14 protein-coding genes and 3 pseudogenes are annotated in these 13739 nt (G+C 64.0%); 10 read left to right on the top strand and 7 right to left on the bottom strand.

Translation table 11 applies throughout. The annotated features are described in order from the left end of the window. Positions 1–30 precede the first annotated feature (30 nt). Positions 31–273: a DUF2934 domain-containing protein gene (locus RPR59_RS14890; protein ID WP_432280269.1), complete on the bottom strand. Its 243-nt coding sequence runs from the start codon at positions 271–273 to the stop codon at positions 31–33. Positions 274–478: 205 nt separating this feature from the next. On the opposite strand from RPR59_RS14890, the pseudogene RPR59_RS14640 reads away from it, so the two are divergent. Next, a pseudogene (locus RPR59_RS14640) lies at positions 479–1087 on the top strand (CRISPR-associated endonuclease Cas3''); the annotation flags it as partial. A gap of 234 nt (positions 1088–1321) precedes the next feature. On the opposite strand, the gene RPR59_RS14635 reads toward RPR59_RS14640, so the two are convergent. Beyond that, positions 1322–1504 (bottom strand): hypothetical protein, encoded by a 183-nt coding sequence (locus tag RPR59_RS14635; RefSeq protein ID WP_313918572.1) that lies wholly within the window; start codon positions 1502–1504, stop codon positions 1322–1324. A 22-nt stretch (positions 1505–1526) separates the two neighbouring features. Between RPR59_RS14635 and RPR59_RS14630 the strand changes: the two genes are divergently transcribed. The 4 genes from RPR59_RS14630 to RPR59_RS14615 all read left to right on the top strand — a co-directional run bounded on the left by RPR59_RS14630 (position 1527) and on the right by RPR59_RS14615 (position 6532). Beyond that, complete coding sequence (locus tag RPR59_RS14630) at positions 1527–2885, top strand: CRISPR-associated helicase/endonuclease Cas3 (RefSeq protein WP_313918570.1); 1359 nt, start codon at positions 1527–1529, stop codon at positions 2883–2885. 72 nt (positions 2886–2957) lie between these two features. Continuing rightward, positions 2958–3632: a type I-C CRISPR-associated protein Cas5c gene (cas5c, locus tag RPR59_RS14625; protein ID WP_313915301.1), complete on the top strand. Its 675-nt coding sequence runs from the start codon at positions 2958–2960 to the stop codon at positions 3630–3632. Next, on the top strand, positions 3629–5263 hold the full coding sequence (gene cas8c, locus RPR59_RS14620; RefSeq protein WP_313915299.1) for a type I-C CRISPR-associated protein Cas8c/Csd1: 1635 nt from the start codon (positions 3629–3631) through the stop codon (positions 5261–5263). The genes cas5c and cas8c overlap by 4 nt, the downstream gene beginning before the upstream one ends. A gap of 108 nt (positions 5264–5371) precedes the next feature. Then, positions 5372–6532 carry a tyrosine-type recombinase/integrase gene (locus RPR59_RS14615; protein ID WP_313915297.1) on the top strand — a complete coding sequence of 387 codons (1161 nt, stop codon included), beginning with the start codon at positions 5372–5374 and terminating at the stop codon, positions 6530–6532. Between the two features lie 38 nt (positions 6533–6570). Here the strand turns inward: RPR59_RS14615 and RPR59_RS14610 are convergent, their stop codons facing one another. The 3 genes and pseudogenes from RPR59_RS14610 to RPR59_RS14600 all read right to left on the bottom strand — a co-directional run bounded on the left by RPR59_RS14610 (position 6571) and on the right by RPR59_RS14600 (position 8486). Beyond that, positions 6571–7038: an alpha/beta hydrolase family protein gene (locus RPR59_RS14610; RefSeq protein ID WP_313915295.1), complete on the bottom strand. Its 468-nt coding sequence runs from the start codon at positions 7036–7038 to the stop codon at positions 6571–6573. Positions 7039–7084: 46 nt separating this feature from the next. Continuing rightward, positions 7085–7231, bottom strand: a pseudogene (locus RPR59_RS14605) (hypothetical protein); the annotation flags it as partial. A 103-nt stretch (positions 7232–7334) separates the two neighbouring features. Beyond that, positions 7335–8486, bottom strand: coding sequence for a TolB family protein (locus RPR59_RS14600; protein WP_313915293.1), 1152 nt, complete (start codon positions 8484–8486; stop codon positions 7335–7337). Positions 8487–8859: 373 nt separating this feature from the next. On the opposite strand from RPR59_RS14600, the gene RPR59_RS14595 reads away from it, so the two are divergent. Next, entirely contained in the window at positions 8860–9963 is a 1104-nt protein-coding gene (locus tag RPR59_RS14595) for a Fic family protein (protein WP_313915292.1), read from the top strand. Positions 9964–9976: 13 nt separating this feature from the next. Here the strand turns inward: RPR59_RS14595 and RPR59_RS14590 are convergent, their stop codons facing one another. Then, positions 9977–10192 (bottom strand): helix-turn-helix transcriptional regulator, encoded by a 216-nt coding sequence (locus tag RPR59_RS14590; RefSeq protein WP_313915290.1) that lies wholly within the window; start codon positions 10190–10192, stop codon positions 9977–9979. 537 nt (positions 10193–10729) lie between these two features. Here RPR59_RS14590 and RPR59_RS14585 point away from each other — a divergent pair. From RPR59_RS14585 to RPR59_RS14570, 4 genes and pseudogenes are all read left to right on the top strand, one after another. After that, a pseudogene (locus RPR59_RS14585) lies at positions 10730–11634 on the top strand (ArdC family protein). After that, on the top strand, positions 11631–11924 hold the full coding sequence (locus RPR59_RS14580; protein ID WP_313915288.1) for a sigma factor-like helix-turn-helix DNA-binding protein: 294 nt from the start codon (positions 11631–11633) through the stop codon (positions 11922–11924). Before RPR59_RS14585 ends, RPR59_RS14580 begins: the two are co-directional and overlap by 4 nt. Before the next feature lie 69 nt (positions 11925–11993). Further along, a complete protein-coding gene (locus tag RPR59_RS14575) occupies positions 11994–12917 on the top strand; it encodes a HEPN domain-containing protein (protein WP_313915286.1) in 924 nt (307 codons plus the stop codon). Positions 12918–13037: 120 nt separating this feature from the next. Further along, positions 13038–13250: a hypothetical protein gene (locus RPR59_RS14570; RefSeq protein ID WP_313915284.1), complete on the top strand. Its 213-nt coding sequence runs from the start codon at positions 13038–13040 to the stop codon at positions 13248–13250. A 4-nt stretch (positions 13251–13254) separates the two neighbouring features. Here the strand turns inward: RPR59_RS14570 and RPR59_RS14565 are convergent, their stop codons facing one another. Then, complete coding sequence (locus RPR59_RS14565) at positions 13255–13683, bottom strand: excalibur calcium-binding domain-containing protein (RefSeq protein ID WP_313915282.1); 429 nt, start codon at positions 13681–13683, stop codon at positions 13255–13257. Positions 13684–13739 lie beyond the last annotated feature (56 nt).

Raw genomic sequence — 13739 nt, 5'->3', positions numbered from 1 at the left:
CTCCGGACCTTGGTCGGTATGCAGGTGGCGTTAGGCCTTGGTCGTGCGCTTCCGGCCGCCCGCGCGCTTGGCAGGCGCCCTTTTCGTCGCTGTTTTGCGGGTGCTGCTCGCCCGTTGCCTGCGTTCCCCGGACTTTGCCGCGCCGGGGCGCGCATCTTCGATTTCGGTTCTCGCCCTGGCCCAGTGTTCATGCTCGCGGCCTTCGGGCTGCCCCTCCTCCTGCCAGATCTGATATGCGCGGTCGCGAATATGCTGCTCGGTATCGTCTTTCATCGTCGCGGGTTCCTCTTCCGCTGGTCCGCCGGGTCAGCCACGGCGGCCAACGAAGACAATGCACTGATCGGGAAAAGGTGCCGTCGGCGTCGAAATCCTTCCCGTTCGGAGAGAGGGCGCGGCGACGAACCGATGCGCAGTGTGCCGGACGACGCAACCCGCGTCTGAAAGCTGTGCGCCGCAACCCGACAGCGCCTCCGGCGATATGCGGGCGTGCCTCCGGCGGTCGCCTCAAGATCGCGGTGCCAATCCCCATCGCCAGCCTCGGCGGATCTGTGCCGCCTTCGGTCTGCAGCCGCATCGCTCCGAGACGTTCAAGCTCTCCAGGGGTTCACTGTTGGTCGGCACTGTCATTTGCTATCTGCAAGCCATCATGAAAGTCTTCGCACATTCGGTCACCAATTCGCCGGAGGAACGATGGGAGCCGCTGTCGGCGCATCTCGCTGCGGTAGGAGCGAAGGCATTCGAGTTAGGCTCGCATCTGAACATCCCCGCATTGGCGCAAACAGCCGGATTGCTGCACGACATCGGCAAATGTTCGCCTGAATTCCAGGACCGGCTTCGTGGTGGACCGCCAGTGGATCACAGCACCGCCGGCGCGATCGAGGCTGGCAAGCGGTTCGACTCTTTTCTGGGCCGGCTGCTCGCCTTTGCTGTCGCGGGCCATCACGCCGGGCTTGCGGATGGCGGCGATCTGAAGAAGCGGCTGGCACGGGCCGATCTGCCCGATTATGCGGGCTGGGAAACCGAGACCGGGCCGCTGCCCCATATCGCGCCACCGCCTTTCCCATTTCGGCGTCAGCGCGCCTATTCCGCGGCCTTTCTGGGCAGGATGCTGTTCTCCTGTCTCGTCGATGCCGATTTTCTGGCGACCGAGGCCTTTTACGGCGCGAAGGAGCGCGGTGGCTATTCGTCGCTCCCGGTCTTACGTGAACGGTTGACCAAGCATCTCGCGGCGTTGACGGACAGCGCCCGCGAGAGCGACCTGAACACGCTTCGCGCCGAAATTCTCGGCCATGCCCGGGCCAAGGCCGGAATGCCGCCCGGGCTATTCACGATGACCGTACCGACCGGGGGCGGCAAGACGCTGGCCAGTCTCGCCTTCGCGCTCGACCATGCCGTTCGCCACCGGCTGCGGCGGATCGTCTATGTCATTCCCTACACCTCGATCATCGAGCAGACCGCTGCTGTCTTTCGTTCGGCGGTGGGTGAAGCCGACGTGCTCGAACATCACGGCAATATTGAATGGGAGCATGTGGGGGGCCGAAACCATCGCACAGGCGGACGACGAAGGGCGCGATGCCTCCGACAAGTTCCGCCGCGCGGCGGAAAACTGGGACGTGCCGATCGTGGTTACCACCGCGGTCCAGTTCTTCGAAAGTCTGTATGCCGCCCGCACCTCGCGCTGCCGCAAGCTCCACAACCTGGCGAAGAGCGCGATCATCCTCGACGAAGCGCAGACGCTTCCCACTCATCTGCTGCGGCCCTGCTTGGCGGCGATCGACGAACTTGCCGGCAATTACGGTGCGAGCGTGGTCTTGTGTACGGCGACCCAGCCGGCGGTGACGGAGGCGAAGGGCTTTCGGGACGGTTTACAGATCGCAGACGACCGCGAACTCGCGCCGCGCCCGCGCGAGCTTTACGACGAATTGCGCCGCACCGAGGTCCGGCACGCCGGAAGCGTCGCCGACGCCCGGATCGCGGCACGCTTCGCCGAGCGCGAGCAGATGCTGTGCATCGTCAACAGCCGCAAGCACGCCCAGGCCCTGTTCGCCGAGATCGCTGAGATGCCGGGCGCCCGCCATCTGACGACGTTGATGTGCCCCGCGCATCGCCGCGCGGTGCTGGCGGACATACGAGACGACCTTAAGGAAAAGCGGCCGGTGCGCCTTGTCGCCACGAGCCTGATCGAGGCGGGCGTCGATGTCGACTTTCCGGAGGTCTGGCGCGCCGAAGCGGGTCTCGATTCCATCGCGCAGGCGGCGGGACGGTGCGATCGTGAGGGCAAGCTGAACCGGGGTGAGGTCGTGGTGTTCGAGGCGGCGGATCACAAATCGCCGGCAGTGTTCGAGCAACCGAGAGCCGCGATGCGCGCCGCGATGCGCGGACATGAGGCCGACCCGCTTGGCCTCGGCGCGGTCGAGACCTATTTCCGCGAGCTTTATTGGACCAAGGGAGACGAGGCGCTCGATGCCGCGACGCTCGCCGGGAAGCCCTATCCGATCCTGCCGGCAATTGCGGAGCGCGCCGTGCCGCCCTTCGATTTTCCCTATCGCAGCATCGCCGACGCCTTTCGCATGATCGACGATGTCATGGACCCGGTGATCGTGCCGTGGCGCGGCGGCGATGGCCGGGACGAGGTGTCGGGTCTGCTCGACCAACTCCGAATGGCGGAGCGGCCACCCGGCGACGTTCTGCGGCGGTTGCAGCAGTTCACCGTTTCTATTCCGACCAAAGCGCGCGCGGCAATGCTGGCAAGCGGCGCGGTGCAAGCCGTGCTTCCCGCTTATGGCGACCGCTTCGTCCATCTGGTCAGCGACAGTCTCTACAGCGAAGCGACCGGGCTCTCGCTCGATCCATTCGGCATGGATGCGCGGGCGGGGGTGTTCTGATCCGTATCCGAGCGGATTCCCCTATTGTGCTTTCGGCCGAACGATAAAAGCATATCTTCGAGGGGGAAACGCATGACCGTTGGCATCCGTCTGCACGTCTGGGGAGAGCGCGCCTGCTTTACGCGGCCCGAGATGAAGGTCGAGCGCGTTTCCTATGACGTGATGACGCCGGCGGCAGCGCGCGGTATCCTCGAAGCGATCCACTGGAAGCCGGCGATTGCGTGGACGGTGACGCGCATTCATGTGCTCAAGCCCATCCGCTTCCAGTCCTTTCGCCGCAACGAGGTCTCCGCCAAGGCCTCGGAACGGCTGGCCAAAAGCGCGATGAAAGCGGGCACCACCGCCGGGGTGGGCATCGACGTGGCTGCCACGCGGCAACAGCGCGCGACGACGCTGCTTGTCGATGTCGGCTATGTCATCGAGGCGCGCTTCGACATGACGGCCAAGGCCGGGGCGGAGGATACGCCCGCCAAACATATCAGCATGTTCAATCGCCGCGCCGCCAGCGGGCAGTGTTTTCACCGCCCCTGTCTCGGCACCCGCGAATTCGCCTGCGACTTCCGCCTGATCGAGGATGGCGCGTCGCTGCCCGAAAGCACGCTGCCCGAAGCCGAGCGCAACCGCGATCTCGGCTGGATGAGCTACGCACCGCCCTATGCGCCCGGCCAGGAAGCCACCTTCTTCCGTGCGCAGCTCGACGACGGCGTGCTGGAGGAAAAGCTGGTCGCCGAGGGATTGGCGGCATGACCATCCTCCAGGCGCTGTCGAGCTATTACGATCGGATGGCGGCGCGGGGAGAGGCCGAACGGCCGGGGTTCAGCCGGGAAAAGATTAGTTTCGCGGTGATCCTTGCTCGAAACGGCACCGTCATTGATGTCGTCGATGTCCGGGATCACACGGGCAAGAAGCCCCGCCCGGTTCTTCGCGATGTGCCTGCCGCGGCCGGACGCACGAGCGGAATCAAACCCTATTTCCTGTGGGACAAAACGGCTTATGTGCTTGGAGCAACGGCCGGCGCCGGCAAGCGCCTCGCCGAGGAACATCAGGCGTTCCGCGATCTGCATTTCGAGCTTTTGGCCGACACCGACGATGCCGGCTTGGCAGCACTTCGGTTTTTCTTAGAGAATTGGGTGCCGGAACGCTTTTCGGAGCCGCCATTTTCCGACGACATGCTCGACACCAATATCGTCTTCCGGCTTGACGGCGACGTTGATGATAGCGGCGCACCTCGCTTCATTCACCAACGTCCGGCCGCCGCGCCGCTTGTCGCCGCCCGCACGACGGCCGGAGAAACCGGGCGTTGCCTGGTTACAGGCGAGGACGTGCCCATCGCGCGGCTGCATCCGACCATCGGGGGCGTCGACGGCGCGCAGAGTTCGGGTGCGGCGCTGGTCTCGTTCAATCTCGATGCTTTCGAATCCTGGGGGCGGAAACAGGGCGATAATGCGCCGACGGGTGAGACAGCAGCCTTCCGCTACGGCGCTGCGCTCAATCGCTTGCTCGATCGCAGCAGTCGGCACCGGCTCCGGATCGGCGATGCGACCACGGTGTTCTGGGCGGACACGTCCGCGACGGATGAAAGCCACGCAGCCGCGGCGGAGGACTATTTCGCGATACTGTTCGGCGCTGCCGATCGCGGTGGCGACCAGGACGCGACCGAAGCCGTCAAGCTGCGCGATGCGCTGGAACCGCTCGCGGCGGGGCGGCCGGTCACCACGGATCTGGGCGAACTTCGCCCCAGTACACAGCTTCATGTGCTCGGCCTTGCACCCAATGCGGCGCGCTTGGCGATCCGCTTCTGGTTTACACAAAGCCTCGGCGACCTCGCCCGCAATCTCGCCGCGCACGAAGCCGATTGCCGCGTCGAGCCGTTGCCGTGGAAGACTCCGCCCTCAATCAACCGCTTGTTGGTGAACACGACCGCCGCGCAGCAGAAATGGGACAATATCCCGCCGCTGCTCGCGGGCGAAGTCGCGCGCGCGGTGCTTGGCGGCGGGCGCTATCCGCGCAGCCTGTTGTCGGCGGCGATCATGCGGCTGCGCGCGGGCGACGACCCGGCGCGCGGCTGGCACGCCGCCGCGATCCGCGCGGTGCTGGAACGCGACAAGAGACGAAAGCTGGCAAGGGAAGGAGCCCCGATGAGCCTGGACAGAGAGGAGACGAACCCGGCCTATCGGCTCGGCCGGTTGTTCGCCGTGCTGGAAGCCGCACAATATGGCGCATTGGGCCGGGTCAACGCGACCATTCGCGACCGCTATTTCGGAGCGGCATCGGCGACGCCGGCAAGCGTGTTTCCGTTGCTGTTGCGCGGCGCGCAGAACCACCTCGCGACCTTGCGCAAGGAGCGCTTTGAAATGGGGGTTTCTGGCACATCCTGAAATTCAAAAGGTCCCGGAAAACCTTGATTTTGTATCTCCCAAGGCGCAGTGAAGTCTGAGTATGTTTTCCGTACTTTTTCCGTACGGAATGGATTTCGAGGTGGTGCGATGGGGCTAGACCTGAGCAGGGTGAGAGAGCGCGATGAACTGCCATCGCGCCGTGAGCCATATTGGCAGCGTATTCGACCAGGTTGTTTTCTGGGCTATCGGCCATCTGCTCGTGAAGGAATAGGAACATGGATTGCACGCGCCTATGACGAAGATAAGCGTGCCTACCGGTTAAAGGCGCTTGGGGGCTTCGGCGACCTTCCTGGACGCGATCGATTCTCCGCTGCCAAAGAGCAAGCCGAGGCCTTCGTCAAAATAATAGAAGCGGGCGGTGAGCCCGAGCAGAAGGTGGAGACGGTAGAACAGGCTTGCCGCAGATACGCCGACGAGAACGACGACGCCAAAGGGCGCTTCAAGCGCTATGTCTACAGTGATCCGATAGCCAAGCTGAAATTGTCGAAGCTGCGCCGCCACCATTTGAAAGCCTGGCGCCGGCGGCTGGAGGAAACGCCGGCGCGGGTCACCCGCCGCAAGAAGGGTCCCCAGGTGACCCGCCCTCGCGCGCCCTCGACGATAAACCGCGACATGTCGATGCTTCGGGCGGCGTTAAACAAGGTTCTGGCGCCCGGTACGCCAAACACGGAAGCAGCCTGGCAGGAAGCGCTGAAGTCCATCAGAAATGCCGATCGGCAGCGCACCCTCTATCTCGACCGCACGCAGCGCCGGACCCTGCTGGATCATATCGGCAGTGAAGCGCAGCCATTTTTCAAAGCGCTCTGTCTGCTTCCTTTGCGACCCGGGGCGGTTGCCCAGCTGACCGTGGCTGATTTTGACAAACGAACGTCGGAGTTGAGCATCGGAAAGGACAAGAGCGGGAAGCCGCGCCGCATTCTGATACCGCCCGCCGCCGCTGAACTATTTGCCGCGCAGGCAAAGGGTAAATCACCGACCGCGCCATTGATGACGCGGGCCAATGGCAAGCCTTGGGACTGTTCGACTTGGAAGGACCCGATTGCGAAAGCCGTGATTGCAGCCAAACTGCCCGCTGGCACGACCGCCTACACGTTACGGCACAGCACGATCACCGATCTCGTAAACGACGGTCTGCCGTTGCTGACCGTTGCGCAGATCAGCGACACGAGCGCGGAAATGATCGAACGCCATTACGGCCATCTCTGCCGACATGCGGCGGTCGAGGCGCTTGCTGGCCTTACGCTGTAAGCACCATGCCATGTAGCGGGAACCTCAATAGGCGAAAACTACTCGCCGCTATCGGCGGCTTTTTCTCCAAGGTACTTGTTAAACCACGCCAGCGTGCGCTTATCCAAGTCGGCGCGATGTTCAGGATCGCGGATGCCATGGCCCTCACCGGCATAGATCACCAGCGTTGTCGGCACGTTCATGTCTTTCAGCGCATTCCACCATTCGATCGATTGCGTCGGCGGTACTTCAATGTCGCGTTCGCCGACCACGATGAACGTGGGCGTGTGTGCCTGCTTGGCGAAATTCACCGCTGACACCGCGCGATATGCCTCGGGGTCGTCGTACATCGTCTTCCCGAAATAGGGCAGCATCCAGGTATTGATGCCGTTGGTGCCGTAATAGCTCACCCAGTTGGACAGGCCGGCACTGGCGACGATCGCCTTGAACCGATCGGTCTGCGTGTTCGCCCACATCGCCATGAACCCGCCATAGCTGCCGCCCGTCAGGCCCGAGCCGGTCGTCATCGATCGGTGCCTGTTTTTCGACCGCGTCGATTCCTGCAAGGATATCGCGCAGGTCGCCGCCGCCGAAATCGCTGCGGTTGGCGCGCACGAACGCCTCGCCCTGTCCATAGCTGCCGCGCGGATTGGGAAAGAACAGGTAATAGCCCGCGTCCAGCACCTTGCTGATCGTCTCGCCGGACAGGAAGCGCGGCATGTGCGCCGCTGCCGGACCGCCGTGAACGTTGGTTATCATCGGCGCTTTTTCGTTCGGATCGGCACCCAGAGGCGCGATCAGCCAGCCTTGAAGGTTATATCCCTCATTGGTCCATTTTGATGCTGCGCGCCTCGACAATCGGGCGAACGTCGTCATTGTCATGGGTGATCTGCTTCGGTGCGGTCACCGGCCCGGCATAGATCGCCGGCGCGTGCGTGAAATCCTGCACGACCGTCGCCACCGTGCGGCCGTCGCGGCTGAACACGGCCTTGCCGTCGCCCGCCGAAAAGCTCGCGGGACGCCCCCAATAAGGCGCCATGGCCTTGCCGGTGGCATCGATTGCGCCGATCTGGAGCGTATCGCTCTTGAGCGCGGTCGTACGCATTCCGCCCCTGCCCCAGTCGAGCGAGACGTTGGTCGTGTCCGAGCCTTGGGTCAGGTTTTTCGGCGTGCCGCCGGAAAAGGGCACGGTATAGATGTCGCCGCCCACCGAGCCGAAATCGCTCATCAGACCACCGATATAGGCAACCGTCTTCCCGTCGGGCGAGACGCGCGGCATGTCGAGCTGGGTGGTCGGCTTCGTGATCTGACGAACCTTGCCGGTGGTCGCATCCACCGCATCGAGCGTCGCCACCCACCAGTTTTCGTCGCCATTGCCGATCGCGCTGGTGACGACGAGACTGCGACCATCGGGCGCCCAGTCATATTCGTAGATATAGCGGTTCGCCGGCGACAGCGGCTTGATGGCGTCCGGCGCTACCGATGCGCCGACATCGAAAATCGCAAGCCTGCGCTCGTCGAAATGTTCGCCGATCTCGCCGACCTGGCGCACCCCCGCCTGGCGCGCACCAGCCTCCTTCTGCGCGCCCAGCGTCACCATCAATGCGATCCGCTTGCCATCGGGTGAAAAGCGCGGGGTCGATGCGATGCCGTCGATGGTCGCGACGGTGCGCACCCGATTGCCCTTCGCGGTCTCCAACATCACGCCCTCGTCCCCGCGCGCGAGAAAGGCGATGGTTCCGTCCGGGCCGAACGTCAGGTCCGAATACCGGCAATCATCGCACGGATCGACCGTGCCCAGAATGTGTCCGTCGGCGACCGAGCGGATCACTACCTTCGCGGCACTATCCATCGCTTCGACGGTCGCGATCCGGTCCCCGGCCGGCGCGATGGCGAGATCACCGTAATAATGGACTTGCGCGAGCGCGGGCGTGGAAATGGCGGTGAGAAGCAAAGCGGCAAATGGCAAGCGCATTCAGGATAACTCCGAGGAAAGGGAGGCTGTATCAAAGCCATAGCACGGACCCGCCGGTGCGCAATCGATCCGGTGAGCTCGGTTCGGCGCACGAATGGGAAGGTAGCCGTCATGATAATGATTTGCCTGGAGCGGGTGTCCTTGCTCATGGCGAGCGCACTGATTTAGCGACGGTGTTCATCATCATCTGTCTGGTTTAAGGCGAGCGAAAGGCAGCAAGCGATCGAGCAAACGGTCTTTTCCGGCGGCCCAATGCTATCGTTTCCGCCACGCGTGCGGCGAATAGCGAAACAATCTCCGCACAGGCTGCGGCGAATACGTCTGGACCGTGCGGCGAATATGGCCTATAATCGCCGCAAATTATGCGGTGAATATGGCCTATATATACGACATCGCTGATTGGCCGGGCTTTCGCTGGCAGGGTGACGCGCTCGTTCGCCCATTGGCGGACGTGCGTCACCGACAGGGCAGGCTCATCGGTCGAATGGAAGCGCTCGGCTTCCCGCTGCGCGAGGAGGCCGTGCTCAGGACCCTTACCGAGGATGTGATCAAATCAAGCGAGATCGAGGGCGAACAGCTCGACAAGGATCAGGTCCGCTCGTCGATCGCGCGGCGTCTCGGCATGGATATCGGCGGGCTGATTCCCGCGGACCGCGATGTCGAGGGTGTCGTCGAAATGATGCTCGACGCCACCCAGAATTATACCGCGCCGCTCGATGCCGAACGACTTCATGCATGGCATGCGGCGCTGTTTCCGACCGGACGCAGCGGCATGGTCAAGATCGCCGTCGGCGCCTGGCGCACTGATGAGACAGGGCCGATGCAGGTCGTGTCCGGGCCGGTCGGTCGCGAGCGTGTTCACTACCAGGCGCCGTCCGCAGACCGCGTCGACGACGAGATGGCCCGCTTTCTCGACTGGTTCGAAAACGGTCCCGATATCGATCCCGTCCTCAAGGCGGCTATCGCCCATTTATGGTTCGTCACGATCCACCCGTTCGACGACGGCAACGGGCGCATCGCGCGCGCCATCGCCGATCTGACGCTGGCGCGCGCAGAGAAGACCCCGCAGCGTTTCTACAGCATGTCCGCGCATATCCGCGCCGAGCGCAAGGCCTATTACGACATGCTGGAGCGCACGCAGAAGGGCGACCTCGACATCACGCCCTGGGTGCAATGGTTTATCGGTTGCCTGGCAGGGGCGATCGACGGTGCCGATGGCGTTCTTGCCGCCGTTCTCGCCAAGGCGCGGTTCTGGGAAGCCCATGGCCGCGAGGGTCTGAACGAGCGTCAGCAAAAGATCATCGAACGTTTGCTCGACGGATTCGAGGGCAAGCTCACCAGCTCGAAATGGGCAAAGATCGCGAAATGCTCTACGGACACCGCGCTGCGCGATATCAACGATCTCGTCGCGCGCTCAATCCTGCAAAAGGACGCCGCCGGCGGGCGCAGCACCAGCTATTCGCTGGTGAGGCCGTGAAGTTGCGGTCGTCTCAGCCTGTCTGTTCGTCGACGCTGTAGCACATCGGATTCCTGAGCCAGTCCTCGACCTCGTGCTCGCGCCAGCCCGCGCAGCGGGTGCCGATCTTGAGCTGTCTGGGAAACGTACCCTCGTGGATTTTGCGGTAGACGGTCGAGCGGCTGAGGCCGGTTCGGTCGAGCACGGTACCCAGTCTGATGATGCGGTTGGTGATCTGTGTCGTCGTCATGATGTCATCTCGCATTTCATGGATTGCGAAGCTCTCCCACAAGCAGCGTCGAGACATGACGCACGGATGGCAATAGGGCCGCGTCGGATCTAGCGAACAAACACGCTCCAACAACAAATGGGGCGCTGCGCGTCGCTACGTGACGCTCGCCATCGCTTGCCAACGTCCAGGAGGGGCCAGGGCGTCTCGCGGCGAGCGCGACCGCGTCCTATGGTGCTTGGCGCCACCAAGCCGCTGAAGCGTCTTAGCCCATTCGGGTGACGCCCGCTGACGTGTCGAGTCGGGCCTTGCCCGACCTGCGGACAGCGCGGAGGCGGTGCTCCCGCGCTGGCGTGCGCGCGTCGGGCGCGCGGGATGGCGGTGTGGGCGTCGCTCCCCTGTGGTCCCGCAGCACCGTGCCGCAACCGGCTGCGCCGGTGCTCCATTCCATTACGCCCCTACGGGTGCGGCCCGCCGCTTTCACGGGACCGTCAGTCCGCTCTTGCCGCCCACCCCGCCATTCCGGCGCCGGTGCGCTGGTGAGGAGGAGTAAGGGAGATGACGGACAGGACGAATGGCAAGCGGTCGAGCCTCTATAGCGAGGTAACCGCGCGGGTGATCGCCGAGCTGGAGGCGGGGCGGGTGCCCTGGATCTGCACCTGGGACAAATCCGCATGCGGGTGCGGGATGCCGCGCAACGCGGTGACCGGCAGGCGCTATTCCGGGATCAATGTCTTGATCCTGTGGGCGGCGGTGATCGAGGGCGGCTATGGGTCGCAAGCGTGGCTGACTACCGGCAGGCACAAGCGGCCGGTGGCAATGTCTGCAAGGGCGAGCGCGGCACGACCGTTTGCTACGCCGACCGCTTCACGCCGAGGGGTGAGGAAGAGAAGGCTCGCGACGAGGACCGCGACGCGCGGCAGGTGGCGTTCCTCAAGCGCTTCACCGTCTTCAATATCGACCAGTGCGAGGGCCTGCCCGACACGCTGACCGCGCCCGATGCGGTTCCCGAACCCGTAGAGATGCTGCCGGAGGTGCAGGCGCTGATCGATGCGAGCGGGGCGGATTTCCGGATCGGTGGTCCCGAGGCCTTTTACGCGCCCGACCGGGATTTCGTGCAGGTGCCGCCGCGTCAGGCCTATGGCGAACAGATCAATTGGTATCGGACCGCGCTGCACGAGCTTGGCCATTGGACGGGACACCCGACGCGGCTGGGCCGAGACCAGTCGGCCGCCTTCGCTTGCGAAGCCTATGCGCGCGAGGAATTGATCGCGGAGATGGCGAGCGCGTTCACGTGCGCGTCGCTTTCGATACAGCCCACCGTCCGGCACGCCGATTATATCGGGGCGTGGCTTGCCGTGCTGCGCGAAAACGAGAAGGCGATAGTTCGCGCGGCGAGTGCCGCTAGCAAGGCGGCGGATTACCTGCTCGCCTTTGTGCCCGACCCGGAGGCGGGATCATGAGCCGCGCGTCGGATGCTCTCGCGCGCTCGGTCGCGCCGCTACCGGAGCGGATCGAGGGTGAGCCCGATCCGCAAGCCGTCGCGAGACTGGACGCGGCGCTGCGCTCGCTGCGCCGGATCGACCGCGAGATATTTCTCGCCCACCGGCTGGACGCGATGTCCTATGCCGAAATCGCCCGGCGTACCGGCTTGAGCGCGGCGCAGGTCCAACGCCGCATGGCCTGGGCGCTCTACGCCATCAGCCGGCATATGGACGGCACGCCGCTGCCTTGGTGGCGGCGGTGGTTTTGAAAATTTCGCCTCGCGGGGTTCGCCCCGCGAGGCTGTGCTTATCGCCATCGTCGCGTTAGGATCGCTCTCGTGAAGACCAGCCTCGATCATCTGCCCCCGGCCAAACAGCGCGAGCTGGAACGTGTCGTCCAGATCCTCTTCGAGGAGTTCGGCGACGCGACCGCGATCGCGACGTCGGACTGGAAGAAGCAGGCGCGCATCCTGAAGGTGATTCTCTACGGCAGCTATGCGCGCGGCGGCTGGGTCGACGAACCGCACACCGCCAAAGGCTACCAGTCCGACTTCGACCTGCTGGTGATCGTCAATCACCGGAAGCTGACCGACCGCGTCGAGTTCTGGGCGAGCGCCGAGGACCGCTTGAACCGCGAGCTGGCGATCACGAAGACGCTGAAGACCCCGGTCAACTTCATCGTCCATACGCTGGCGGAGGTGAGTGCAGGCCTGTCCGAGGGGCGTTATTTCTTCATCGACATCGCCGCCGACGGCATCGCGCTCTACCAGAGCGCCGATACCGATCTGCCCGAGCCGCAGCCCAAGACGCCCGATCAGGCGCTCGCCATGGCGCGGGAATATTTCGAGGAGTGGTTGCCGGCTGCGAAAGGGCGCATCAAGCTGGCCCGCTACGCAATTGAACAGGAACTACCAAAGCACGCCGCATTTGAATTTCATCAAGCCGCTGAGAGCTTTTTCCACTGCGTACTACTCGTCGCCTGCTTCTACACGCCGCACGTTCACAATCTCGGTTTCCTGCGTACCCAGGCCGAACGCATCGATCCCCGGCTGATCGAGGTCTGGCCGCGCGCGATCAAGGCGGATCGCTCTCGCTTCGAGAAGCTGAAGGAAGCCTATGTGAAGGCGCGTTACTCCAAGCATTACCGGATCAGCGAGGAGGAGCTTGCCTGGCTCGGCTCGCGGGTCGAGGCGCTGGGACAGGTGGTCGAGACGATCTGCCGCGAACGGATCGCCGAGCTGGAGCGCAGCGCCGCCGCCTGAGGACGGCCGTCGCTTCCGATCGTCGATCCTCTGCATCGGTCCGGCGCTTGTTCCCCGCGCCAGACATCTTCCGGCAATGTTGCGCCGCTATCTCGGGGCCGGGACGCAAGGAGACCGGCCGTGGCCACAATCGATGACGATCTGCCCTATCTTCTGCGGCGTGCCGAGCAGGAAGCGATCACCGCGATTTTCGGCGATCATACGCCCGCGGGCGCGGCGCATTACGAGATGAGCGTACGCTATTCGGCGATGGCGGTGCGGGCCCTCGCCAAACCGCGCACCGAGCAGGTAGCCCCATCAATCGCGGTGAATGCGAACCCGCCTGCCGACTGAGCATCTACCATCGGTGATAGGGCTCGCAGGCCGTGCCGTCGTTGTCGCCATCGAGATGGTCCCGGTATCCGGGCGAGCCGCGATGCATCGGGGCAGCACCGGCGGCACGCGCAGCGGCGCAATCCGGATAATAGACCGAGCCTTCGATATCGGCGACGGCCTCGGGTGAGTTCGTGCCGACCGTCCACGCGGAAATGATATTCGGCGCGATCGTCCATGTGATCAGGGCGACGAATGCGCACAGCGTAAGCGCGGTCGTCAGGAAATCGTCGCGACCGCCGCGCTGGCGGTAGTGACGGCCAGACCTGTTGCGCCCTCGCGCGCTGAAGTGACGGTTCGACATAAAGAACATCGTCGTACGAGCCGGTTGCGAATGGATTAAATCTCGCCGGTGCACAGGATGAGACACCCGCCAACTCGAATCGATCGCCAATACAACTCCATACGGAGGAGCAGGTCGGGATCTCCGGTCGAACGACCCGACACCAC

Source organism: Stakelama saccharophila, from assembly GCF_032229225.1.
GTDB lineage: Bacteria > Pseudomonadota > Alphaproteobacteria > Sphingomonadales > Sphingomonadaceae > Sphingomonas > Sphingomonas saccharophila.
This window is presented reverse-complemented; position numbering and strand designations above follow the sequence as displayed.